At 70.8% G+C, this 23,005-nt stretch carries 18 protein-coding genes; 10 read left to right on the forward strand and 8 right to left on the reverse strand.

Features of this window, described 5'->3' with window-relative positions; genetic code table 11:
- Nucleotides 1–27: 27 nt before the first annotated feature.
- From ngcE (OG990_RS03735) to OG990_RS03745, 3 genes are all read left to right on the forward strand, one after another.
- Nucleotides 28–1,440, forward strand: coding sequence for an N-acetylglucosamine/diacetylchitobiose ABC transporter substrate-binding protein (gene ngcE, locus OG990_RS03735; protein WP_355612550.1), 1,413 nt, complete (start codon nucleotides 28–30; stop codon nucleotides 1,438–1,440).
- Between the two features lie 62 nt (nucleotides 1,441–1,502).
- Nucleotides 1,503–2,411 carry a carbohydrate ABC transporter permease gene (locus OG990_RS03740; protein WP_406078985.1) on the forward strand — a complete coding sequence of 303 codons (909 nt, stop codon included), beginning with the start codon at nucleotides 1,503–1,505 and terminating at the stop codon, nucleotides 2,409–2,411.
- A complete protein-coding gene (locus tag OG990_RS03745) occupies nucleotides 2,408–3,313 on the forward strand; it encodes a carbohydrate ABC transporter permease (protein WP_328418659.1) in 906 nt (301 codons plus the stop codon). The genes OG990_RS03740 and OG990_RS03745 overlap by 4 nt, the downstream gene beginning before the upstream one ends.
- Nucleotides 3,314–3,518: 205 nt before the next feature.
- Here the strand turns inward: OG990_RS03745 and OG990_RS03750 are convergent, their stop codons facing one another.
- Nucleotides 3,519–4,508 (reverse strand): N-acetylglucosamine kinase, encoded by a 990-nt coding sequence (locus OG990_RS03750; RefSeq protein ID WP_406081641.1) that lies wholly within the window; start codon nucleotides 4,506–4,508, stop codon nucleotides 3,519–3,521.
- 204 nt (nucleotides 4,509–4,712) lie between these two features.
- Between OG990_RS03750 and OG990_RS03755 the strand changes: the two genes are divergently transcribed.
- From OG990_RS03755 to OG990_RS03775, 5 genes are read left to right on the forward strand one after another with little or no spacing between them, the layout of a single operon-like run.
- Entirely contained in the window at nucleotides 4,713–5,675 is a 963-nt protein-coding gene (locus OG990_RS03755) for a MurR/RpiR family transcriptional regulator (protein WP_406078986.1), read from the forward strand.
- Nucleotides 5,672–6,421 carry an SIS domain-containing protein gene (locus OG990_RS03760; RefSeq protein WP_328418657.1) on the forward strand — a complete coding sequence of 250 codons (750 nt, stop codon included), beginning with the start codon at nucleotides 5,672–5,674 and terminating at the stop codon, nucleotides 6,419–6,421. The genes OG990_RS03755 and OG990_RS03760 overlap by 4 nt, the downstream gene beginning before the upstream one ends.
- 26 nt (nucleotides 6,422–6,447) lie before the next feature.
- Nucleotides 6,448–7,884, forward strand: a complete 1,437-nt coding sequence (gene ngcE / locus OG990_RS03765; RefSeq protein ID WP_406078987.1) for an N-acetylglucosamine/diacetylchitobiose ABC transporter substrate-binding protein — start codon at nucleotides 6,448–6,450, stop codon at nucleotides 7,882–7,884.
- Between the two features lie 20 nt (nucleotides 7,885–7,904).
- Complete coding sequence (locus OG990_RS03770; RefSeq protein WP_328418655.1) at nucleotides 7,905–8,813, forward strand: sugar ABC transporter permease; 909 nt, start codon at nucleotides 7,905–7,907, stop codon at nucleotides 8,811–8,813.
- Entirely contained in the window at nucleotides 8,813–9,742 is a 930-nt protein-coding gene (locus OG990_RS03775; protein WP_386983734.1) for a carbohydrate ABC transporter permease, read from the forward strand. The genes OG990_RS03770 and OG990_RS03775 overlap by 1 nt, the downstream gene beginning before the upstream one ends.
- Before the next feature lie 36 nt (nucleotides 9,743–9,778).
- Here the strand turns inward: OG990_RS03775 and OG990_RS03780 are convergent, their stop codons facing one another.
- On the reverse strand, nucleotides 9,779–11,548 hold the full coding sequence (locus OG990_RS03780; RefSeq protein WP_406078988.1) for an ABC transporter ATP-binding protein: 1,770 nt from the start codon (nucleotides 11,546–11,548) through the stop codon (nucleotides 9,779–9,781).
- Nucleotides 11,545–13,413, reverse strand: coding sequence for an ABC transporter ATP-binding protein (locus tag OG990_RS03785; protein ID WP_406078989.1), 1,869 nt, complete (start codon nucleotides 13,411–13,413; stop codon nucleotides 11,545–11,547). Before OG990_RS03785 ends, OG990_RS03780 begins: the two co-directional genes overlap by 4 nt.
- A 95-nt stretch (nucleotides 13,414–13,508) precedes the next feature.
- Here OG990_RS03785 and OG990_RS03790 point away from each other — a divergent pair, with 95 nt between their 5' ends.
- Nucleotides 13,509–15,218, forward strand: coding sequence for a bifunctional 3'-5' exonuclease/DNA polymerase (locus OG990_RS03790; protein ID WP_406078990.1), 1,710 nt, complete (start codon nucleotides 13,509–13,511; stop codon nucleotides 15,216–15,218).
- A 141-nt stretch (nucleotides 15,219–15,359) separates the two neighbouring features.
- Nucleotides 15,360–15,953, forward strand: a complete 594-nt coding sequence (locus OG990_RS03795) for an NTP transferase domain-containing protein (protein ID WP_328426735.1) — start codon at nucleotides 15,360–15,362, stop codon at nucleotides 15,951–15,953.
- Nucleotides 15,954–16,053: 100 nt separating this feature from the next.
- Here the strand turns inward: OG990_RS03795 and OG990_RS03800 are convergent, their stop codons facing one another.
- From OG990_RS03800 to OG990_RS03820, 5 genes are all read right to left on the reverse strand, one after another.
- Nucleotides 16,054–17,463 carry a GH1 family beta-glucosidase gene (locus tag OG990_RS03800; RefSeq protein ID WP_406078991.1) on the reverse strand — a complete coding sequence of 470 codons (1,410 nt, stop codon included), beginning with the start codon at nucleotides 17,461–17,463 and terminating at the stop codon, nucleotides 16,054–16,056.
- On the reverse strand, nucleotides 17,460–19,700 hold the full coding sequence (gene yicI, locus OG990_RS03805; protein ID WP_406078992.1) for an alpha-xylosidase: 2,241 nt from the start codon (nucleotides 19,698–19,700) through the stop codon (nucleotides 17,460–17,462). The genes OG990_RS03800 and yicI overlap by 4 nt, the downstream gene beginning before the upstream one ends.
- Nucleotides 19,697–20,590, reverse strand: coding sequence for a carbohydrate ABC transporter permease (locus tag OG990_RS03810; RefSeq protein WP_406078993.1), 894 nt, complete (start codon nucleotides 20,588–20,590; stop codon nucleotides 19,697–19,699). Before OG990_RS03810 ends, yicI begins: the two co-directional genes overlap by 4 nt.
- Nucleotide 20,591: 1 nt before the next feature.
- Nucleotides 20,592–21,560 carry a sugar ABC transporter permease gene (locus OG990_RS03815; protein WP_328418648.1) on the reverse strand — a complete coding sequence of 323 codons (969 nt, stop codon included), beginning with the start codon at nucleotides 21,558–21,560 and terminating at the stop codon, nucleotides 20,592–20,594.
- A gap of 67 nt (nucleotides 21,561–21,627) precedes the next feature.
- Entirely contained in the window at nucleotides 21,628–22,932 is a 1,305-nt protein-coding gene (locus OG990_RS03820) for an ABC transporter substrate-binding protein (RefSeq protein WP_406078994.1), read from the reverse strand.
- Nucleotides 22,933–23,005 lie beyond the last annotated feature (73 nt).

Below are 23,005 nucleotides of genomic sequence, written 5' to 3' on the forward strand. Positions count from 1 at the left end.
CCGCCCGACCCGACCCGAGGAGAACCCATGAACAGGCGTGACATCCTGCAGCGCAGCGCCGCTGCCGGCCTGCTGGCCACCCCCGCCGCCGCCCTGCTGACCGGCTGCGCCAGCGGCGGCGGTGACAAGGACGACAACGCTGCCTACAAGGGCACCAAGAGCGAGCAGAACCCGCTCGGCGTCAAGGAGGACGCACCGCTCGAGGTGGTGATTTTCGGCGGTGGTTTCGGCGAGGAGTACGCCAAGGCCCACGAGGCCATGTACACCGAGAAGTACCCGAAGGCGAAGGTCAAGCACTCCGCCACCCAGGAGATCAGCAAGACCCTCCAGCCGCGCTTCGTCGACGGCACCCCGCCGGACGTGGTCAACAACTCCGGCGCCGGTCAGATCGACTTCAACGGCCTGGTCAGCCAGAACGCCATCGCCGACCTCGGCGAGTTGCTCGCCGCCCCGAGCCTCGACGTCCCCGGCAAGACGGTCAAGGACACCCTCCTGCCCGGCGCGGTCGAGGTCGGCTCGTACGACGGCAAGTTCCTGGTGTTGAACTACACCTACACCGCCTACGGCATCTGGTACTCCAACAAGCTGCTCACCGAGCGTAAGTGGGAGTACGCCAAGACCTGGGACGAGCACATCGCGCTCTGCAAGCAGATCAAGGCCGCCGGCATCGCCCCCTGGACGTACGCCGGCCTGCACCCCCGTTACATGAGCTGGCCGGTGATCGCCACCGCGATCAAGCTCGGCGGCCCCTCGGTGGCCACGGCGATCGACAACCTGGAGCCGAACGCCTGGAAGTCCGACTCGATGAAGACCGCCGCCGACGCGTGGCACCAGATCGTCAAGGACAAGTTCATCCTGGAGGGCTCGCCCGGCCTGGACCACAAGCAGTCGCAGACCGCCTGGTGCCAGGGCAAGGCCGCCTTCATCTCCTGTGGCTCCTGGCTGGAGAGCGAGCAGAAGGACGTCACCCCGGCCGGGTTCAACATGACCATCGCGCCGACGCCGAGCCTGGGCAGCGGCGACAAGCTGCCGTTCGAGGCGATCCGGGGCACCGCCGGTGAGCCGTTCATGGTGCCGGCCAAGGCCCGCAACGTGGCCGGTGGCCTGGAGTACTTCCGGACCATGCTCTCCAAGAAGGGCGCCCAGGACTTCACCCGGAAGGTCGCCAGCCTCACCGTGGTCGCCGGCGCCACCGAGGGCGTCGAGCTGCCGTACGGGCTGACCAGCGTGGTCAAGGCGCTCGACGCGTCCGGCGCCAACGGCTTCAACTGGGTCTACAACAACTACTACCGCAAGCTGGAGCGCAACCTCGTCGACGCCGCGTGCGGCGAGTTCTTCAGCGGCCGGATCGGCCCGGCGGAGTTCCTCGAGCAGTGCCAGAAGGGCGCCGACTCGATCGCCCAGGACAGCTCGATCAAGAAGTACAAGCGAGCGGCCTGACAGCCCGGCCGGCGGGGGTGGACCCACCCCCGCCGGCCGTATTCCGGGGAAAGGTCCTCACTGTGAGACATGGCAAGTGGCCGCTGATCGTCACCTTCCTGGTGCCGCCGGTCCTGCTCTACGTCGTCTTCGTGGTCTCGCCGTACCTGCAGGCGTTCCAGATCTCGACCACCGACTGGCTCGGCTACTCGCCCGACGCCAACTCCGTCGGCCTGGCGAACTTCAAGACCCTGTGGCACGACGACTACGTCTGGAACGCGTTGAAGAACAACGCGATCCTGCTGGCCCTGGTGCCGGTGCTGACCATCGTGCTCGGGCTCTTCTTCGCCACCATGCTCGCCATGGGCGGACGCAAGGGCCGCGCCGGTGTGACCGGGGTACGCGGCGGCGCGCTCTACCGCACGGTCTACTTCTTCCCGCAGGTGCTCTCCGTGGTGATCATCGCGCTGCTCTGGAAGGAGGTCTACCACCCCAACAAGGGGCTGCTCACCGCCACTCTGCACGGGATCGGCCTGTCCGCGCCGACCTGGCTCGGCGATCCGGCGACCGCCTTCTGGTGCGTGCTCGCGGTGATGGTGTGGAGCAACGTCGGCTTCTACGTGGTGCTGTTCGGCGCCGCGATGTCGGCCGTGCCGAAGGAGATCTACGAGGCGGTGCTGCTCGACGGTGCGTCCCGCTTCACCACGCTGCGCCGGGTCACCCTGCCGCTGCTCTGGGACACCGTCCAGGTCGCCTGGGTCTACCTGGCCATCTTCGCCCTGGACGGGTTCATCCTCGTGCAGTTGATGACCAACGGTGGGCCGAACTTCTCCACCGACGTGATCGGCGTCCGGATGTACGACACCGCCTTCGGCAGCGAGACCAAGTTCGGCTACGCCTCGGCGATCGGCGTGGTGATGTTCTTCCTGACCCTCTCGGTGGCGGCGCTGTCGCTGCGGGCCGGCCGGCGCGATCGGATCGAGTACTCGTGACCACACTGGACAAGCCCGCCCCCGCCGCCACCGCACCGACACCAGGCGCTGGCCGGGACCGCCCGGTCCGCCGGGAGTTCGGCGTGGCCAACGCCTTCTCGCACGGCTTCCTGCTGCTCTGGGGCCTGCTCACCGTGCTGCCGCTGCTGTGGATGTTCATCAGCTCGTTCAAGACCAACGGGGAGATCCTGGCCGACCCGTGGGGGCTGCCCGAGACGCTGCACTGGGACAACTGGGTGCGGGCCTGGACCGGCGCGCACATCGGCCGGTACTTCCTCAACAGCCTGGTGGTGGTGGCCGGCTCGGTCAGCCTCACCATGCTGATGGGTGCCACCGCCGCGTACGTCTTCGCCCGGTACGAGTTCCGCGGCCGGCAGTTCGTCTACTACCTGTTCGTCGGCGGCCTGATGTTTCCGGTGTTCCTCGCCCTGGTGCCGCTCTTCTTCGTGGTCCGCAACGCCGGTCTCTTCGGCACCTGGACCGGGCTGATCCTGGTGTACGCGGCCTACTCGCTGCCGTTCACGGTCTTCTTCCTGACCGCGTTCTTCCGGACCCTGCCGACCTCGGTGGCGGAGGCCGCGATGGTCGACGGGTGCGGTCACTTCCGGCTCTTCTTCCGGGTGATGCTGCCGATGGCGCGTCCGGGACTGATCAGCGTGGCGATCTTCAACTTCCTCAGCCACTGGAACCAGTTCCTGTTGCCGCAGGTGTTGATGCAGGGCGACGAGTCCAAGTGGGTGCTCGCCCAGGGGCTGTTCGCCCTGTCGGTGAGCCAGGGCTATGCCGGCGACTACGCCCGGCTCTTCGCCGGGTTGAGCATCGCGGTGCTGCCGGTGCTCGCCGTGTACGTGGGCTTCCAGCGGCAGGTGCAGGCCGGGCTGACCGCAGGCCAGCTCAAGTAATACGGCCGGTGCCGACCCCGGAGTCTCATCCTCCGGCCCCGGCGGGCGCTTGACCGATCCTGATCTCATCGCGCCTCGCGCCCTTGATCGCGCTCGATCCTGGAAAGAGTCCCCACCTCGTGGCGGGAGGGGACTACATCCTGGATCGAGCGCGCTCATCGCGTGGTGGCCGCGCGCCGTGCGGCGGCGGGCCGCCCGTGGATGGTCAGGGGGTGGCGGGGAAGAGTCGGGCGTGCAGGGTGGCCGGGTCGGTGAGCTCGGGTAGCTCGCGGGCGGCGAGCCAGGCCGCGGCGGCGGCCCCGTCGCCGGCGGTGCGCAGCGGGGCCTGCGGCCAGCGCCGGCCGACCTCGGCTCGGACGGCGGCCGCCAGCGGGGTGTCCCCGGTGAGCAGCCCGCCGCCGAGCACGACCGGCGTCACCGCACCGGCTGGGCGGATCCGGTCCACGCTCTCGGCGAGGTGCGCGGCGGCCTCGGTGACCAGCGCGGTGGCGACGGGTTCGCCGTCGGCGGCGGCGGTGACGACCAGCGGCGCCAGGCGGGCCAGCTCGACCGGTGGCCGGCGGGTCACCGTCTGGATCGTGGCGTCCACGGTGTCCCGGGAGCGGGGGGCGATCTCGGCGCTGCCCATCAGTTCGGTGAGGACCGCCGTGGTCAGTGCGCCGGGGGTGCGGCCGGCGTCCAGGTCGGCGAGCAGCCGGCGGACCGACTCACGGCCGAGCCAGAAGCCGGACCCGGCATCGCCGAGCAGCCAGCCGTGGCCGTCGGCGACCCGGTCCAGTCGCAGGTCGCGGACCTGGGCGGTGATCGCCCCGGTGCCGGCGATGAGCATCGTGCCGTCGGGGGCGGCGGTGCCGGAGGCGTAGGCGACCAGGGCGTCGCCGTACACGGCGTACGGGCAGCGCAGGCCGGCGTCGTGCCAGGCCCGGTCGAAGGCGGCTCGTCCGGCCGGATCGGCGAGCAGCCGGGCTGCCCCGGCCAGCCCGATCGTGCCGGCCGCCACCCGGGTCGGGTCGACGTCGGCGAGCGCGCCGCGGAGCGCGGTCAACAACTCGGCGGCGGCCTGGTCGGCGCCGTGACTGGTGGGGTTGCCGCCGCCGGCGCGACCGGTGCCGAGGCGTTCGCCGGTCAGGGTCAGGGCGGTCGCCCGGGTGGACGTACCGCCGACGTCCAGGCCGACCACGACGGTGTCGGACATCGGCACGGCCTCCTTGCGCTGGGCGGCGATCGGCCTGTTCATGCTGGTCGGCGTCGTCCCAGAGGGCAAGATCCGGCGGGCCCGGCAGGGTGTGCGCCAGGTAACAGTTTGAAAACTTCGCCCACGGTCTTGACATAGACGGTCGTTCAGTAAGAAATTTTACCACTAACAGTTAACAGTCTTTTCGGAAAGGTGAGGCGTCCCATGGTTGATCACGAGGTGGACACCGCCGCGGGGACCGCGGTGGTCGACGCCGACGCGTTCGACCGGCGGGGCGCGCTCGGGTCGGCCTCCGACGGGGTGCTGGCCCGGGTCCGCAACGGTCTCGGTGAGCTGACCGGCGCGCTGCGTCGGGTCGCCGAGCACGTGCTGAGCGATCCGGAGGCCGCCGCCCGATCCACGATCGTGGAGCTGGCCGAGCGCAGCGGCACCTCCCCGGCGACCATCACCCGCTTCTGCCGGGCGATGGGCTTCGAGGGCTATGCCGACCTGCGGCTGGGCATCGCCTCCGAGACCGGGCGGGCGCGCTCGGCCGGGTGGACCATCGACATCGGACGCGAGATCCAACCGAGCGACCCGCTGGCCCGGGTGCTCGACCAGATCATGGCCGCCGACACCCGGGCCATGCACGACACCGCCACGCTGCTCGACCTCGCCGAGGTGGAGCGGGCCGCGGTGGCGATCGCCGGCGCCAGCCGGGTGAACATCTTCGGTGCCAGCGGCAGCGCGCTGGTCGGCGAGGAGATGCAGTTCAGCCTGCACCGCATCGGTGTGGCCGCGTGGGCCTGGAACGACGTGCACGAGGGGCTTGCCAGCGCCGCGCTGCTGCGCGCCGCTGACGTGGCGCTGGGCATCTCGCACACCGGGCAGACCCGGGAAACCATCGAGATGCTCGCCGAGGCGGGCAGCCGGGGTGCCACGACCATCGCGCTGACCGGCTTCCCCCGTTCGCCGTTGGCCGAGCTGGCCGACATCGTGCTGCTCACCGCCAGCCAGGCGACCACCTTCCGGCCGGACGCGCTCTCCGCCCGCCACCCCCAGCTGGTCGTGCTCGACCTGCTCTACATCGCCGTCGCCCAGCGCACCCACGACCGCGCGCACGCGGCCTTCCGGCGCACCGCGCAGGCCGTCGACGGGCACAAGGCCGCGAAGGGAGCCGTTTCATGATCAGCGCCCAGGGGTACGCCGACGCGGTCCGCCCGGTGCTCGACCGGCTGCTCGACTCCGAGGCCGACGGCATCACCCGGGCCGCCGACCTGATCGCCGAGAGCCTGCGCGCCGGCGGGGTGCTCCAGGCGTTCGGCGCCGGGCACTCTGAGGCGTTCGCCGCCGAACTGGTCGCCCGGGCCGGCGGGCTGGTCCCCACCAACCGGCTCTCGGTACGTGACCTGGTGGTGCACGGAGACGCCCCGCGGGACGTCCTCGCCGACCCCAAGCTGGAACGCGACCCCTCCATCGCCCACCAGATCTACGCGCTCGCGGCGCCGCAGCCGCACGACGTGTTCGTGGTGGCGTCCCAATCCGGCATCAACGGCTCGGTGGTCGAGCTGGCGGCGCTGGTCACCGAGCGCGGTCACCCGTTGATCGCGGTCACCTCCGTCGAGCACACCGCACGGGTCGCCCCGCGGCACCCGTCCGGTCAACGGCTCGCCGACCTCGCCGACGTCGTGCTGGACAACGGCGCGCCGTACGGCGATGCACTGCTGCCGCTCGAGGGCGGCGGCGCGGTCTGTGCGGTCTCCTCGGTCACCACGGCGCTGCTGGCGCAGTTGCTGACCGCGGAGGTCGTACGACGGTTCCACCAGGCCGGAGAGGTGCCCCCTATCTACCTCTCCGCCAACGTCCCCGGCGGGGACGAGCACAACATCGCCCTCGAGTCGCGGTACGCCGGACGTCTCCGGCGTACCGCCTGACCCGAATTCCACAAGGAGAGACGACGATGTCGATTACCCCCGAGCACCCGGCCGCACTCGACCGTCGCACGGTGCTGCGTCGCGCCGCCGCCGTGGGCATGCTCGCCACTCCGGCCATCGGCCTGCTCAGCGCCTGCGCCACCAGCGGCGGCGACGAGGAGAACGAGCAGGTCGCCGGCGGCACCAAGAGCGCCACCAACCCGCTCGGCGTCAAGGACGACGCACCGATCGAGGTGGTCATCTTCAACGGCGGCTACGGCGAGAAGTACGCCACCGACGTGCACGAGCCGCTGTACAAGAAGGCGTTCCCCAAGGCGGAGATCAAGCACCAGTCCACCCAGGCGATCTCCACCATCCTCCAGCCGCGCTTCGCCTCCGGCAAGCCGCCGGAGTTCGTGAACAACTCGGGCGAGAAGCTGATGGACTTCGGCGCGCTGGTCGCCGACGGTCAGCTGCAGGACCTCACCGAGCTGTGGGACGCCCCGTCGGTCGACGACCCGGCCAAGAAGGTCCGCGACACCGTGGTGCCCGGCACCATCGAGGCGGGCTCGTTCAACGGCAAGCCGTACGTGCTGTACTACGTCTCCACCGTCTTCGGTATCTGGTACTCCGGCAAGCTGTTCAAGGACAACGGCTGGGCGCCGGCGAAGACCTGGGACGAGTTCATCACCCTGCTCACCGCCATCAAGGCCAAGGGCATCACCCCGTACGGCTACGCCGGGGCGAACGCGGCCTACTACCAGTGGAACGTGATCCTCACCCAGGCCGCGAAGATCGGCGGCGTCGAGGTGCTGAAGAACATCGACAACCTGGAGGACGGCGCCTGGAAGCAGGACGCGGTCAAGCAGGCGGCCACGGCGTGGGCCGAGGTCGGCTCGAAGTTCATCGACAAGAGCTTCGAGGGGCTCAAGCACACCGACGTGCAGCTGCGGCAGAACCAGAACAAGGTGGCCCTGTACCCCAGCGGTGACTGGCTGGAGGGCGAGCAGAAGAAGGACACGCCGTCCGGCTTCGAGTACCAGCTCATGCCGGTGCCGAGCCTGACCGCTTCGGACAAGCTGCCGGCCACCGCGCTGCGGGCCACCGCGGGCGAGGGCTACTTCGTCTCGGCGAAGAGCGCGAACCCCAAGGGCGGCCTGGAGTACATGCGCCAGATGCTCTCCAAGGCGGGCGCGAAGGGCTTCACCGAGGTGGTCAAGGCCCCGACCGTGGTCACCGCCGGCTCGGAGGGCTTCGCCTTCCCGCCCGGTGTGGCCAGCTCGCAGGCCGCGCTCAAGGCGGCCGGCCAGGACGTGTTCAACCTGTACTTCGACGGCTGGTACAAGGAGCTCGACACGGAGGCGCGCACCGCCACCAACGAGCTGATGTTCGGCCGGATCAACGCGGACGCGTACCTGGAGCGGATCCAGAAGCGCGCCGACGCGATCAAGAAGGACAGCTCGGTCGCCAAGTTCAAGCGCTGATCGATCGGAGCGTAGGGGTCATGCGGCACGGCAAGTATCCATTCGTGATCGGGTTCCTGTTTGCCCCGGTCACGCTGTACGTGGTCTTCGTCATCGCGCCGTACGCGCAGGCGTTCCAGATCTCGATGACCAACTGGCGGGGGCTGTCGGCCCCGCAGTGGGTGGGCTTCGACAACTACCGGAGGCTTCTCGACGACGGCGCCTTCTGGAAGGCGGTCCAGCACCACGGCGTACTGCTGCTTGCCCTGCCGCTGATCACCATCGCCATCGCGTTGTTCTTCGCCTTCCTGCTCAACGTGGGTGGCAAGAGCAGCGGGGGGCAACGCCAGGGGGTCTGGGGGGCGAAGTTCTACCGGGTGGTGTTCTTCTTCCCCCAGGTCCTGGCGGTGGCCATCATCGCGGTGCTGTTCCAGATGGTGTACCGGCCGAACGAGTCCGGCCTGATCAACGGCGTGTTGATGAAGCTCGGCTTCGACCCGGTGCTCTTCCTGGTCCGGCCGAACCTGGCCCTCTGGTCGATCATCGCGGTGCTGGTCTGGCAGGCCGTCGGCTTCTACGTGGTGCTCTTCTCGGCCGGGATGGCCTCCATCCCGGGTGAGATCTACGAGGCCGCCGAGATGGACGGGGCGACCAAGGTGACCCTGTTCTTCCGGGTCACGCTGCCGCTGCTCTGGGACACCCTCCAGGTGGCCTGGGTCTACCTGGGCATCGCGGCGTTCGACGCGTTCGCCATCGTCGCGGTGCTCTCGGTGGACGGCGGCGGCCCCGACGGCGCCACCACGGTGCTGGCCATGGAGATCTACCGCAACGCGTTCGTCTACTCGAAATACGGCTACGCCTCGGCCATGGGCGTGGCCCTGTTCTTCCTGACCCTCACGTTCGCGGCGCTGACGCTGCGGCTCAGCAAGCGGGAAAGCGTGGAGTACTGATGAACCCGCAGTCGACGCTGCCGCCGACGCCGGCGGCGAAACCGCCGAAGACCGGCGACCCGGGTGCCTCCGGTAGGCGAGGGCGGAAGGGCCCCCGCTCGGAGGTACGGCTCTTCGCTGGCCTGGGGCACATCGCGCTCGCCGTGTGGGCGGTGATCGTGATCGTGCCGATCCTCTGGACCTTCCTCGCCGCGTTCAAGAACACCAGCGAGATCTTCAGCAGCCCGTGGACGCTCCCGGCCGAGTTGCGGTGGGAGAACTTCGGCCGGGCCTGGACCAAGGCGAACGTCGGTCGGTACTTCCTCAACAGCGTCATCGTGGTCACGTGCAGCACCTTCGGCACGATGCTGCTCGGCTCGATGGCGGCGTACGTGCTGGCCCGGTACAAGTTCTGGGGCAACCGGGCGATCTACTACCTCTTCGTCTCGGGGTTGGCCTTCCCGGTCTTCCTGGCCCTGGTGCCGCTCTTCTTCGTGGTGAAGAACCTGGGCCTGCTGGACACCCACACCGGGGTGGTGCTGGTCTACATCGCGTACTCGCTGCCGTTCACGATCTTCTTCCTGGCCGCGTTCTTCAAGACGCTGCCGTCCTCGGTGGCCGAGGCGGGGTTGATCGACGGCTGCGGGCACACCCGGCTGTTCTTCCAGGTCATGATGCCGATGGCGAAGCCGGGCCTGATCAGCGTGGCGATCTTCAACATCATCGGTCAGTGGGCGCAGTACCAACTTCCGCTGGTGCTGCTCTCCAATTCGAAGGACAAGTGGGTGCTCACCCAGGGCATCGCGGACATCTCGGTCAACGCCGGTTACGAGGCGGACTGGTCCGGGTTGTTCGCCGCGCTGACCATCGCCATCCTGCCGATGATCATCGTGTACGCGGTCTTCCAGCGTCAGATCCAGGCCGGCCTCACCTCCGGCGCGGTGAAGTAGCCGCCGCTCAGTAGGCGCGGGTTCCGGCAGGAGTGGTCAGGATGATGGCCACTCCTTCCGGGACTGCGGACGCTCGTCGGCATGCCACGAGTGCCAGAGGGCGGCGTACGCCCCGCCGGCCGCGACGAGATCGTCGTGGCTGCCGATCTCGGTGATCCGGCCGTCCGCCAGGACGGCGACCCGATCGGCGTCGTGCGCGGTGTTGAGCCGGTGCGCGATCGCGATGACGGTCCGCCCGACGAGCACGGCGGCCAACGCCCGCTCGGTGCGCCGGGCGGTGGTCGGATCGAGCGCGGCGGTCGCCTCGTCAAGGATCAGCGTGTGCGGGTCGGCGAGCACCAGCCGGGCCAGTGCCAGTTGCTGGGCCTCGGCCGCGCCGAGTGGCCGGGCACCGTCGCCGAGCGGGGTGTCCAGGCCGTCGGGCAGCTCGGTGTACCAGTCGGCGCCCACGGTGGCCAGCGCGGCGCGCATCTGCTCGTCGGAGGCGTCCGGCGCGGCGAAGGCGAGGTTGTCGCGTACCGAGCCGATGAAGACGTGGTGCTCCTGGGTGACCAGGGCGATCCGGCGACGACGCTCGGCGGGGTCGAGGTCGGTCACCGGGCACCCACCGATGCTGACGACGCCGCGGCGCGGCGCGTCGATCCCCGCCAGCAGCCGGGCCAGGGTGGACTTGCCCGCCCCGGACGGGCCGACGACGGCCAGCCGCTCGCCGGGCCGTACCTCCAGATCGATGCCGTGCAGCACGTCGTGCCCGCCGGCGTAGGCGAACCGCGCCTGGCGCACGACGAGCCGTTCACCCCGCGACGTGGCCGTCGTGCCGGGCGGCTCCGGCGGGACCAGGCCCACGCCGAGCACCCGGGCGAACGACGCGAAGCCGCGCTGCGCCTGCTCCGTCCACTGCAGCAGCCGGTCCAGCGGATCGATCGCCTGCTGCAGGTAGAGCGCGGCGGCGATCACCGCGCCGAGCGAGACCATCTCCCGGGAGAGCAGGTACCCGCCGACGAGCAGGACCATGGCGATCGGCAGCGGATAGCTGGCCTCCACCACCGAGAAGAACACGGTGCGCAGCGCGAGAGTCGCCCGCCGGGCCCACCACACCCGCGTGATGCGAGTGGTGCCGTGCCCGATCCGGTCGTCGGCCAGCCGCAGCGCCTCCACGGTCCGGGCACCCTCGGCGGTGGTGGTCAGCGTCTCGGTCAGTTCGGCGGCCGCCGCCCCCTCGGCGAGGTACGCGGAGGTGGCCCGCCGCAGGTACCAGCGGGTCACCGCCCAGATCGACGGCAGCCCGGCCAGCGCCGCCAGCCCGAGCAGCGGGTGGAGCAGGAAGACCGCCCCGAACAGCAACGACAGCTGCACCGACGCGATGACCATGGTGGGCACCACGTCCCGGACGGTGGTGCCGACCGTCGACACGTCGACCGAACTGCGGGTGGCCAGGTCCCCGGAGCCGGCCCGCTCGACGACCGAGACGGGCAGCCCGAGTGTCCGGTCGACGAACTCCTCGCGCAGTTCGGCGACGGCCCGCTCCCCGAATCGGTGGCCGGCGTACTGGGCGTACCGGGAGAGCAACGCGCTCACCAGGACACAACCACCGATCGCCAGCGCCAGTCGGTCCACCGTGGCCACACCCGCGCCCGCGGTGACCCGATCGACGATGGTGCCCAGCAGCCAGGGCGGGGCGAGCCCGGCTACCGCTGCGGCGCTGTGCAGCGCCAGCACGACGCCGACCGCGCGCCGGTGCCGGCCGATCAGGTCACGCAGCGCCCGGCGGACGGTGCCGCGCTCGGCCACCGGCAGCCGGCTCACGGGTGGACCCCCGCAGCGTCGGCGGACCGGTCGATGTCGGGATCGGCACTGCCCCGGGCCACCAGGTACCGGTACCCGGGGTCCTGGTCGAGCAGGTCGGTGTGGGTGCCGGTGGCGACGATCCGGCCCGCCCGCAGGTGGGCGACCAGGTCGGCCCGGCTCAGCAGCAGCGGCGACGTGGCGAGCACGATGGTGGTCCGCCCGGCCCGCGCGGTACGCAGCCGGTCGGCGATCCGCGCCTCGGTGTGCGCGTCCACCGCCGATGTCGGGTCGACGAGGATCAGCACCTCCGGCTCGGCCAGCAGCGCCCGGGCCAGGCGTACCCGTTGGCGTTGACCGCCGGAGAGGGTGCGGGCTCGGGCGTCGATCACCGTGTCCAGGCCGGCCGGCAGGGCATCGACGACGTCCTCGGCCGACGCGGCCCGCAGAGCCGCGCGGATCCGGTCGTCGTCGGCCTCCGGCCGGGCGTCGTGGTCGGCTCCCGACCGGGCATCGTGGTCGGCTCCCGACCGGGCATCGTCGTGGTGGCCGTCCGGCGGGGACAGCAGGATGTCGCGCAGCGTTCCGGCGAAGAGGTACGAGTCGTGGTCGGCGACCAGGATCCGGGCCCGGACCTCGTCCAGGGCGATCCCGGTCAGCGGCACGCCGCCCCAGGTGGACTCGCTGGCCACGTACCGGCCGAGTCGATCGGCCAGTGCCAGCGCCGCCGCCGGATCGTCGGCGGCCACGCCGGTCAGCCGGCCGGTACGGACGGTCAGCCCGGTCATCGGGTCGTGCAGGTCGGCGGGGCGGTCGGGCGCGGCCCTGACATCCGGCCTTCGTGGGTCGGGCACGGTGCCCCGGCCCCGCCGACCCGGGCCGCCGACGTCGTCCGGGGTGAGCTTGAGCAGGGCCACGATCCGCCGGGCGGCGACCCGGCCGCGAATCAGCTGGTGGCTGCCCTCCAGCAGGAACCAGACCGGCACGATCAGGGTCGCCACGTAACCGTAGACGGCGACCAACTCGCCGACCGTGACGTCACCGGTCACCGCCATCCGCGCCGTGAGCCACACCACCGCCGCCAGAAACAGCCCGGGGATGGCCACCGTCGCCGCGTCGATCCAGCTGTTGACCGCGCCGACGCGGTAACCCTCGGCGAGCAGGTCCCGGGATCTGGCCGCGTACCGGCGGGCGAAGAGGTCCCGGCCGCCCACCCCGGCGAGCACTCGCAGCCCGGCCACGATGTCGCCGGATCGGGCGGTGAGCGCTCCCTGTTGCGTCCGGTAGACCGATTCCGCCCGTTCGAGGCGGCGTAGCAGCGGCCCGACGACCAGCGCGACCGCCGGCACTCCCAGCAGCACGCAGAGCGCGAGGACCGGGGAGATCGACCAGAGCAGCACGGCGATGACCGCGTACGCGACGACCGCGCCGACCCCCGGCCCGGTCAGCGTCAGCACCTGCGCCGACCAGTCGATGTCGGAGCCGCCGATGGTGGCCACCTCGCCTGCGGCGGCCCGGCGCGGCAGTACCGCGCCGATGCGGGACACCTGGCGCAGCACGACGGCCGCCGAGCGGGCCTTGGCGTCCTCCCGGATGAAGGTCATCGTGCGGTGTCGCATGATGCCCAGGTACGACAACCCGACGCCCGCCACGACGATGGCCGCGACCCAGAGTGCCAGGGCACGGCTGTCGTGTGCGCGCAGCCCGTCGTCGACGGCGCGGGCGATCAGGTAGGGCCGGAGGGACAAGCCGACCATCCAGGCCGTTCCGAGCAGGCTGCCGCGCAGCACCCGCCAGGGCTGGCGGCGGACCAGCCACCAGAGATAGCGCATTGGCCCCCCGGTGTCCGGAATGCCAGGGTCGGAATGCGGGATCTGCGGGGGCACCCGGCCACGCTACCGAGCCTTCCCACGATCCACTGTCCGGTTTTCGCGCGCCCGACCGCGCGCGCCGGCCCGGTTTCGATGGATGGGCTCGGCCGATGTCACAGGGGCGAGGCAGAATCGCATCCGTGCTGGTGGCGGTGGTGTCCGACGAGCGGGGCGGGGGAGAGCTGCGTCCGCTGGATGCCGCCGGCCGGCCGTCCGGCCCGACCGAGATCGTCACCGACCTGACCGCCGCGGTGGCCAGGTGGGAGGCCGCCGGGCATCCGCGCTGGGTGTGGCCGACCGCCGGTGCGGTCTACCCGGCGCTGCTGCGGGCCGGGGTGCGCGTCGAGCGCTGCCACGATGTGGAGCTGACCGAGGCGCTGCTGCTCGGCCACGCCGGCCGCTGGGGCGAGCCACGATCGTTCGCCGCGGCCTGGGCCCGGCTCAGCGGCGCGCCGGTGCCGCCCGATCCGCCGCCGCGTCCGGCCGCTCCGCCCGGGCACGGTCAGGGCGCGCTCTTCGACGCGCTGCCCGGCCCGGCCGGCCCGGGCATCGACGCCCTGATTCAGGTGTACGCCGACCAGCTCGCCCGGATCGCCGACACCGAGCACCCGGGCCGGTTCCGGTTGCTGGTGGCTGCCGAGTCGGCCGGCGCGCTCATCGCGGTGGAGATGGGCGTCGCGGGGCTGCCCTGGCGGGCCGAGGTGCACGACGCCATCCTCGGTGAGCTGCTGGGTGAGCCGTCTCCGGTCGGCGGCCCGCCGCGCCGGCTGGCCGAGCTGGCCGCCCGGATCGCCGACGCGTTCGGCGTCCGTCGGCTGCACGCCGACTCCCCGGCGGAGCTGCTGAAGGCGTTCGCCCGGGTCGGGGTGGAGCTGCCCAACACGCGGGCCTGGGTGCTGCGTGGGGTGGACCATCCGGCGGTGCCGCTGGTTCTGGAGTACAAGGAGCTCTACCGGATCTGGACGGCGCACGGCTGGTCGTGGCGCGAGCAGTGGGTCCGTGACGGGCGGTTCCAGTCGGAGTACGTCCCGGGCGGGGTGGTCTCCGGCCGCTGGGCCACCCGGGGCGGTGGCGCTTTGCAGATCCCCAAGGTGATCCGCCGCGCGGTGGTGGCCGACCCGGGCTGGCGGCTGGTGGTCGCCGACGCCGGTCAGTTGGAGCCCCGGGTGCTGGCCGCGGTCTCGGGCGACGCCAGGCTGGCGGCGGCGGGCGGGGCCGGCGACCTGTACGCCGCACTGGCCCGGGACGCCTTCGCCGGTGACCGGGCCAAGGCCAAGGTGGCCCTGCTCGGGGCGATGTACGGGCAGACCGGCGGGGCCGCGGTGCCCGCGCTGGCGGTGTTGAAGCGCAGCTACCCGACGGCGTTCGGTTACGTCGAGGCGGCGGCGCGCACCGGTGAGGCGGGCGGGTTGGTGCGCTCCTGGCTGGGGCGCACCTGCCCGCCCGGCTCGGCGGGGTTCGGCGACCCCGATGACGTGCCGACCGACCCGGATGGCGCAGCCGACCGGCAGAGTCCTCGGGCTCGCGCCGCGCGGTCGCGGGGGCGTTTCACCCGTAACTTCGTCATCCAGGCCACGGCTGCGGAGTGGGCCTCCACGCTGCTGGCGACGCTGCGCACCGAGCTGGCCGGCACCGACGCCGAGCTGGTCTTCTTTCAGCACGATGAGGTGATCGTGCACTGTCCGGCGGCGCAGGCCGAGGCGGTGGCGGCGGCGGTGGGCCGTAGCGGCGAGCGGGCCGCGGGGCTCCTGTTCGGCGACACCCCGGTGCGGTTTCCGCTGGATCTGTCCATCGTCGACTGCTACGCCGACGCGGCATAGCGCACAATTTTCCTATTTGCCCCGCTACCCGGGGCTGGCCGCACTCGTTGCATCCGGTGTCCGTAGGACGGGATGGACCGGGTACCGCCGTGCCCGGTCCGTTCCACGGTGGAGGGGGCGCAGCTGAACCGGATCGCAGGAATGATCATCGCCGCGGGCGGGGGGCGCCGCATCGGTGGCCCCGAGGCGCTGCTGCACCAGGGGGAGAAACCCCTGGTCAACCAGATGATCGACACGATGACCGAGGCGGGCTGCGAGCAGATCGTGGTCGTGCTGGGTGCCGCCGCCGAACAGGTCCGGGAGACCGCCGACCTGGGCAAGGCAACGGTAGTGATCAACAAAGCGTGGGGCACCGGGGTCGGCTCGTCGATCCGGGCCGGCCTGGCCGCCATGGATGACGAGGGGATCGAGGCGGTGGTGGTGGTCCCGGTCGACATGCCGGGCCTGACCGCGGTCGCGGTCCGGCGGGTGGCCGCGCTGCCGTACCCGGATGTGCTGGTCTGCGCCACCTACGACGGGCTGCGCGGCTACCCGATGCTCTTCGGCCGTCGGCACTGGTCCGGCATCGCCACCCTGGCCAGCGCCGACGTGGGCGCCCGGCCCTACCTGTTGGCGCACAAGGACCAGATCGTCGACATCGCGTGCGACTCGGTGGCCGACGGCAGCAGGGTCGACACCCCGGAGCTGATGGCGCTCTACGGGCTCACCGTTCCGCCGCAGCGCGTCGGCGTCTGAGCGCCGGTCGAACCGGGCCGTGGCCGCGCCGTGACCCGGCCGGCCGGGCGGGCAGTTGCCCGTCGGGTCGGCCGGCGCGGGGATGACCCGGCGGCTGCCGTCAGTCCGTCGGCTGGTCCGGCGTCCCGGTCTCGACCAGGCGCCGGTACCAGTGCGCACTGTCCTTCCAGGTGCGCTCCTGGGTGTCGTAGTCGACCCGGATGATCCCGAACCGCCGGTCGTAGCCGTAGCCCCACTCGAAGTTGTCCAGCAGCGACCAGACGAAGTAGCCCCGGACGTCCGCGCCCTGTTCGCGGGCATCCGCGATGGCGGCGATGTGCCGGCGCAGGTAGTCGACACGCCGCTCGTCGTGCACCGTGCCGTCGGCCGACACGACGTCGTCGAACGCCGCGCCGTTTTCGGTGATCATCAGGGGCTGGCCCGGGTACTCCTGGCGCAGCCGCAGCAGCAGGCCGGTCAGCGCGGCCGGGTCGATGTTCCAGCCCATCGCCGTGTGCGGGCCGGGCTGGGGCAGGAAGTCGACGTCGTCGGCGCCCACCCACGGTGAGTGCGCCGAGGCGCCGTGACCGTCGGCGTCCGACCGGGCCGAGTGCCCGTCCCAGGCGCGGACCAGGGTGCTGGAGTAGTAGTTGACGCCGAGCACGTCCAGCGGCACGGCGGCCACCTTCTCGTCGCCGTCGCGGACGAACGACCAGTCGGTGACGCTCGCCGTGTCGGCCAGCAGGTCGGCCGGGTACGCCCCGCCGAGCATCGGCCCGAGGAACGACCGGTTGGCCAGCGCGTCGATGCGCCGCACCGCGTCGGCGTCCGCTGCCGAGTCCGACTCCGGACGGATCACGTGCAGGTTCAGCGTCACCGAGAGTTCGGCCGTCGGCGCCAACTCCCGCACCACCCGACCGGCCAGGCCGTGCGCCAGGTTGAGATGGTGCACCGCCGCCAGCGCGGCGGCCGGTTCGGTACGCCCCGGGGCGTGCACGCCGGAGGCGTAGCCCAGGTACGCCGAGCACCACGGTTCGTTCAGCGTTGTCCAGGTGTGCACCCGGTCGCCGAGCGCGGCGACGATCCCGGCCGCGTACTCCTCGAAGCGCAGCGCGGTCTCCCGCACCGGCCACCCGCCGGCGTCCTCCAGCTCCTGCGGCAGGTCCCAGTGGTACATGGTGGCCACCGGGTGGACCCCGCGCTCCAGCAGGCCGTCCACGAGCCGCGAGTAGAAGTCCAGGCCGGCCTGGTTGAACCGGCCGGCGCCACCCGGCTGCACCCGCGGCCAGGAGATGGAGAACCGGTACGCGCCCAGGCCCAGCCCGGCGATGTGGTCCAGGTCCTGCGGCCAGCGGTGGTAGTGGTCGGCGGCCACGTCACCGGTGTCGCCGTTGTGCGTCCGACCGGGGGTGTGGCTGTAGGTGTCCCAGATGGACGGCCCGCGGCCGTCCTCGGTGGCCGCGCCCTCGATCTGGTACGCCGCCGTGGCCGAGCCCCAGACGAAGCTCTCCGGGAAGGTACGGGACATCATCGCGCCGCCACCTCGGTCCCGGCCACCACGCAGTGGTACGCCGACGAGGCGCCCGCCACCAGTTCGGCGGTGGCGACGCCGTCGCGGAAGCTCACCTCGAACTCCGTTCCGGGCCCGTCCCCGGGCGACGGGATCCGTACCCGTTGGCGTTGCCCCTCCGCCGGTGTGTAGAGCCGCAGTTGCACGCCGTCCGCCCATTCGTAGTCCGGCCGGTCGGAGCGCGCCCCGAACGGGATGATCGCGCCCGGCCGGGCGAGCACCGGGACGCTGTCGAACTCGTGCTTCTCGGTGACCCAGGCCGGGCCGGTGAGCTGCGCGCCGGTGACCAGGTGGGTCCAGGTGCCGGCGGGCACGTAGAAGGTGACCTCCCCGTCGGCGCTGAGCACCGGCGCGACCAGCACGTCGGAGCCGAGCATGTACTGCCGGTCCAGGTGCGCCGCGGCCGGGTAGTCCGGGAACTCCAGGATCATCGGCCGCATCATCGGCACCCCGTCGCGTTGCGCCTCCTGCGCTGCGCCCGCGAGGTACGGCATCAGGCTGAGCTTGAGCCGGGTGAAGTGCCGCAGCACGTCAACCGCCTCCTCGTCGTACGCCCACGGGACCCGGTACGAGCCGGAGCCGTGCAGGCGGGAGTGCGAGGAGAGCAGCCCGAAGGCGATCCACCGCTTGAACACCGTCGGGTCGGGGGTGCCCTCGAAGCCGCCGATGTCGTGGCTCCAGTAGCCGAAGCCGGACGCGGCCAGGGACAGCCCGCCGCGCAGCGACTCGGCCATCGCCACGAACGTCGACTCGCAGTCGCCACCCCAGTGCACCGGGAACTGCTGGCCTCCGGTGGTGGCCGAGCGGGCGAACAGCACCGCCTCGCCCTCCCCGCGCTCGGCCTCCAGCAGTTCGAAGACCGCCTTGTTGTAGAGGTAGGAGTAGTAGTTGTGCATCCGCTGCGGATCCGAACCGTCGTGCCACACCACGTCGGTCGGAATGCGCTCACCGAAGTCGGTCTTGAAGCAGTCGACGCCCATGTCCAGCAGCGCCTTGAGCTTGCCGGTGAACCAGCGGACCGCGTCCGGGTTGGTGAAGTCGACCAACGCCATGCCGGCCTGCCACTTGTCCCACTGCCAGACCGACCCGTCGGCGTTGCGGACCAGGTAGCCGGCCTCGCGGCCCTCCTCGAACAGGTACGAGCGCTGCGCGATGTACGGGTTGATCCAGACGCACACCTTCAGGTCGCGCTCGTGCAGCCGGCGCAGCATCCCCTCCGGGTCGGGGAAGGTCGCCGGGTCCCAGACGAAGTCGACCCAGTGGAACTGGCGCATCCAGAAGCAGTCGAAGTGGAACACCGACAGCGGCAGGTTGCGCTCGGCCATCCCGTCGACGAACTCGGTCACCGTCTTCTCGTCGTACGAGGTGGTGAACGACGTGGACAGCCACAGCCCGTACGACCAGGCGGGAACCCGGGCGGGTCGGCCGGTCAGCGCGGTGTAGCGGCGCAGCACGTCCTTCGGGGTGGGCCCGTCGATGACGTAGTAGGTGAGCGACTGGCCCTCGACGCTGAACTGGGTCTGCGTGACGACCTCCGAGCCCACCTCGAAGGAGACGTGCTCCGGGTGGTCCACGAACACCCCGTAGCCGGCACTGCTCAGGTAGAACGGCACGTTCTTGTACGCCTGCTCGCTGGCGGTGCCGCCGTCGGCGTTCCAGATGTCGACGGTCTGGCCGTTCTTCACGAACGGGCCGAACCGCTCGCCCAGCCCGTACACCGTCTCGCCGACACCGAGGGCGAGCCGCTCGTGTACGTGCCGGCGGCCCTCGCCGTCGGTGACGATGCCGACGCTGCGCCCGGTGGACGCGGTGACCAGCCGGTCGCCGTGCAGGAATTCGACCCGCCACCCGTCGATGAGCGCGACCCGGGCGGTCAACTCGCCGGTGGTCAACGACGCGCTGATCCCGGTGACGTCGACGTGGATCGGGTGCTCGTCGTCGGTGGCCAGCCCGAAGTGCGGCTCCTGGGGCAGCCCGCCGCTGTGGTGGCCGATGGTCACGCCGACGACGCCGGGGGCGGGGGAGAAGAACCGGACGGTGACCACCGGCCGGTTGAGGGTGTCGCCGCGTCCGGTGATCTGACCGGCCGGCGCGAAGACGGTGAAGCCGCGCTCGTCCGGCTCGACCGATTCCACTGTGCCGGGGCGCAGCACGCTGACCCCCGGGCGCAGTTGCCAGTACCCGTCGGTGAACTTCACTTCTCGGCTCCTGCCGTGATGCCGCGCGCCAGAGTGCGCTGGAAGATGAGGAAGAAGATGATGGCCGGCACCAGGCTGATCAGCGCGCCGGCGTTGGTGGTCGGGGCGTCCATCAGGCGGTCGCCCTGCAACGACGCGAGCGCGACCGGGATGGTCTGCGTCTGGTTGTCGATCAGCATGACCAGCGGGATCAGGAACTCGTTCCAGGTCCAGATGAAGAAGAAGATGAGCAGCACCGCGAGGGTGGGCCGCAGGTTGGGGAAGACCACCCGCCACAGGATCGTCCACTTGCCGGCGCCGTCCAACGAGGCGGCCTCCAGCAGTGAGCGCGGGAACGTGCTCATCACCGAGGCGAGCAGGTAGGTGCCGAACGCGCTCTGGATGACGGTGAAGATGATGATCACCGAGAGTTGCGTGTTGTAGAGGCCGACCTGCTTCGCGACGTAGTAGAGCGGGTAGATCAACGCTTCCTGCGGCAGCATGTTCGCCAGCAGGAAGAGCCCGACGATCCAGAGGCGTCCGCGGACCCGGCCGATGCCCAGGGCGTACGCGTTGAGCAGTGAGACTGCCACGCCGAGCACCGCCACGGAGCCGGCGATGAGCGTGGAGTTCCAGAGCTTCAGCGGGAAGTTCACTGTGGTCCAGTACGTCCGCAGACCCGTGGTGTAGAACTCCGTCGGCCAGCTCAGCGGGCCGCCGTTGGAGTAGTCGCTGGGCGATTTGAACGCGTTGAGCAGCATGAACGCGAACGGCACCAGCATCACCAGCGCGCCCAGCGTGACCAGGGCGAGCACCACCCAGCGGCTGACGCCGCGATGGTGCCGGTCGCGGACCGGACGGGTTCGGGACGGGGCGGGCGCGCGGTCCGCCGGAGTGAGCGTGACGGCCATGTCAGATCCCCCGGTCCCGGCGCTCGCTGCGGTACTGCATCCAGATGAACAGCACGGCCACCACCACGATGATCAGGGTGAGCACTGTGGAGATCGCGGAGCCGTAGCCGACCTGGAGCTTCTTGAAGAACGTGTAGTACGCGAAGTACGAGGGCACGTTGGTGGCGTTCTCCGGGCCACCGCGGGTCAGGGCGAAGATCGGCCCGAACACCTTCAACGCGGCGATGGTGCAGGTCAGGGCCACCACGAAGGTCTCCGGCCGGATCTGCGGAAGGGTGATCGCCCGGAACCGGTGGACCCAGTTCGCGCCGTCGACCTCGGCCGCCTCGTACAGCTCGGGGTCGACCCGTTGCAGCGCCGCCATGAAGACGACCACCGGGTAGCCGATCTGCACCCAGATCATCACCGCCATCACGGCGGGCAGCGCGGTGTCCGGGTCGCCGAGCCAGTCATGGCGTAGCGCGCCGAGACCGACCGCGTCGAGCAGACTGTTGAACGCGCCGTCGGGGCGCAGGATCCAGCCCCAGACGATGCCGGCCACCACGACGGGCAGCACCTGCGGGAGGTAGAACGCGGCCCGCAGCGCGGCGGCGGTGCGCGGCCGGAACCGGCGGCCGATGATGTCGAAGAGCACCGAGGCGAGCACCAACCCGAGCAGGGTGGGCACCACCACCATCGCGATGAGCATCGCGACGGTGTTCCGGAACGACGCCCAGAACACCTCGTCGTGCAGCAACTGCTGGTAGTTGTCCAGGCCGACCCAGGTGGGGTCGCCGACCCCGGACCACTTGGTCAGCGACAGGTAGCCGGTGCCGACCAGCGGTGCGCCGATGACCAGGATGAAGAGCACCGCTCCGGGGAGCAGGTAGAGCCAGTACGAGGCGTTGCGGCCGCGACGTTTCCGGCCTGGCGCGGGCTGAGTCGGTGTCGTCGCCGGGTGTGCGGCGGCGACGGTCTCGGAGACTGCCATGGAAGATCCTTCCCGGCGGGGCGGGCGGGCGCGCCGGTCGTGCCGGTCACGCCCGCCGCTCGCCGTGTCACTTGCCGGTGATCTCCTTGACGCCGTCGGCGTACGGCTTGGCGATCGAGTCGAGGACCTGGTCGGGCGACTTGGAGCCGTTGATCAGGCCCTGGAAGCCGGAGACCAGCACGTCGTAGTAGCCGGGAACCGGCCAGTCCGGGTAGAAGGCGAGGCCGTCCTGCTTGCTGACCGTGTTGAAGTCCTCGATCAGCTTGCGGTCCTTGGGGTCGCTGATCTTCGCCGGGTCAGCGGCGACGGGCACGCCACCGTTGTTGCCGATCAGGTCCTGGATCTCCGGACGCAGGGTGATGTCGATGAAGTCGTACGCCAGGCCCTTGGCCTTGCTGGTCGCCGGGACCACCCAGAGGTTGCCGGATGAGCCGGCCTGCAGGGTGTTGCCGGGGAAGAGGAAGGTGTCCCAGTTGGCCTTCATCTCGGCCTTGAACCGGCCGTACCACCAGCTGCCGGAGACGATCATCGGGGTCTTGCCGCCGATGAACGCGGTGCCCATGTCCTCGGCCTTCAGGCTCGCCGAGTCCTTGGCGACGTAGCCCTTCTTCACCCAGTCGGCGAAGGTCTCCGCGCCGGACTTCAGCGGGTCGGCCTTGAAGTCGACCGGATTCTTGTAGAGCTGGTAGTTGTCGACGAACTGCCGGTCCGCCTTGGCCAGCGCCAACTGGTAGAAGAGCTGACCGGCCGGGTACTCGGCGCCCGCCATGCCCAGCGGGGTGACGCCCTTGCCGACGAAGGTGTCCATCGCGGAGGTCATCTCGGCCATGGTGGTCGGGACCTTGATGCCGTGCTGCTGGAAGAGGTCCTTGTTGTAGTAGACCGTCACGTACTCGCCGTAGTTCGGCACGCCGAACCAGTTGCCCGAGCCCATCACGCCCTTGTCGCTGTAGCGGGCGGTGGTCTGCAGGCTGGGGCTGAGCTTGCCGGCCCAGCCGCGCTTGTCGGCCTCGGCTGTCAGGTCGGTGAGCAGGCTCTGGGAGGAGAGCAGGCCGGCGGTCGCGTTGCCCTTGTTGTACTCCATCACGTCCGGGCCCTCGGACGAGTTGATGATCATGCCGGCGTTCTGCTGAATCTGCTCGAACGCCTTGCGCGCGAAGCGCACCTCGACGCCCGGGTGCTCGGCCTTGAAGATCTCGATCGACCGGTCCCAGGCGACCCCCATGGCACTGTTGGCGCTCTCGTAGTGCCACAGTTTGAGGGTCTTGGCCCCGCTGTCGTCCCCGCTGTCCCCACCGCCGCACGCGGCCATGGTGGTCGTCGCGGTCGCTGCCAGGGCGAGCGCGGCGACGATTCGGCGGAATCGCTGCATTGCTATCCTCCTCATTGAGTATCTAGCCGGTACTTCACTGGGCCCGTCGTCGCGTTGCAGCGCGGCGGCGGGC

Origin of the sequence: Micromonospora sp. NBC_00858 (assembly GCF_045207365.1) — a bacterium.
Taxonomy (GTDB): Bacteria; Actinomycetota; Actinomycetes; order Mycobacteriales; family Micromonosporaceae; genus Micromonospora.

What these genes read in the sequence shown, in the direction of transcription:
- ngcE (WP_355612550.1), top strand. Translation starts at nt 28, where the DNA reads ATGAACAGGCGTGACATCCTGCAGCGCAGCGCCGCTGCCGGCCTGCTG.
- OG990_RS03750 (WP_406081641.1), bottom strand. Translation starts at nt 4,508, where the DNA reads ATGTCCGACACCGTCGTGGTCGGCCTGGACGTCGGCGGTACGTCCACC.
- OG990_RS03755 (WP_406078986.1), top strand. Translation starts at nt 4,713, where the DNA reads ATGGTTGATCACGAGGTGGACACCGCCGCGGGGACCGCGGTGGTCGAC.
- OG990_RS03760 (WP_328418657.1), top strand. Translation starts at nt 5,672, where the DNA reads ATGATCAGCGCCCAGGGGTACGCCGACGCGGTCCGCCCGGTGCTCGAC.
- ngcE (WP_406078987.1), top strand. Translation starts at nt 6,448, where the DNA reads ATGTCGATTACCCCCGAGCACCCGGCCGCACTCGACCGTCGCACGGTG.
- OG990_RS03770 (WP_328418655.1), top strand. Translation starts at nt 7,905, where the DNA reads ATGCGGCACGGCAAGTATCCATTCGTGATCGGGTTCCTGTTTGCCCCG.
- OG990_RS03775 (WP_386983734.1), top strand. Translation starts at nt 8,813, where the DNA reads ATGAACCCGCAGTCGACGCTGCCGCCGACGCCGGCGGCGAAACCGCCG.
- OG990_RS03790 (WP_406078990.1), top strand. Translation starts at nt 13,509, where the DNA reads ATGTCACAGGGGCGAGGCAGAATCGCATCCGTGCTGGTGGCGGTGGTG.
- OG990_RS03795 (WP_328426735.1), top strand. Translation starts at nt 15,360, where the DNA reads ATGATCATCGCCGCGGGCGGGGGGCGCCGCATCGGTGGCCCCGAGGCG.
- OG990_RS03800 (WP_406078991.1), bottom strand. Translation starts at nt 17,463, where the DNA reads ATGATGTCCCGTACCTTCCCGGAGAGCTTCGTCTGGGGCTCGGCCACG.
- OG990_RS03810 (WP_406078993.1), bottom strand. Translation starts at nt 20,590, where the DNA reads ATGGCCGTCACGCTCACTCCGGCGGACCGCGCGCCCGCCCCGTCCCGA.
- OG990_RS03815 (WP_328418648.1), bottom strand. Translation starts at nt 21,560, where the DNA reads ATGGCAGTCTCCGAGACCGTCGCCGCCGCACACCCGGCGACGACACCG.
- OG990_RS03820 (WP_406078994.1), bottom strand. Translation starts at nt 22,932, where the DNA reads ATGCAGCGATTCCGCCGAATCGTCGCCGCGCTCGCCCTGGCAGCGACC.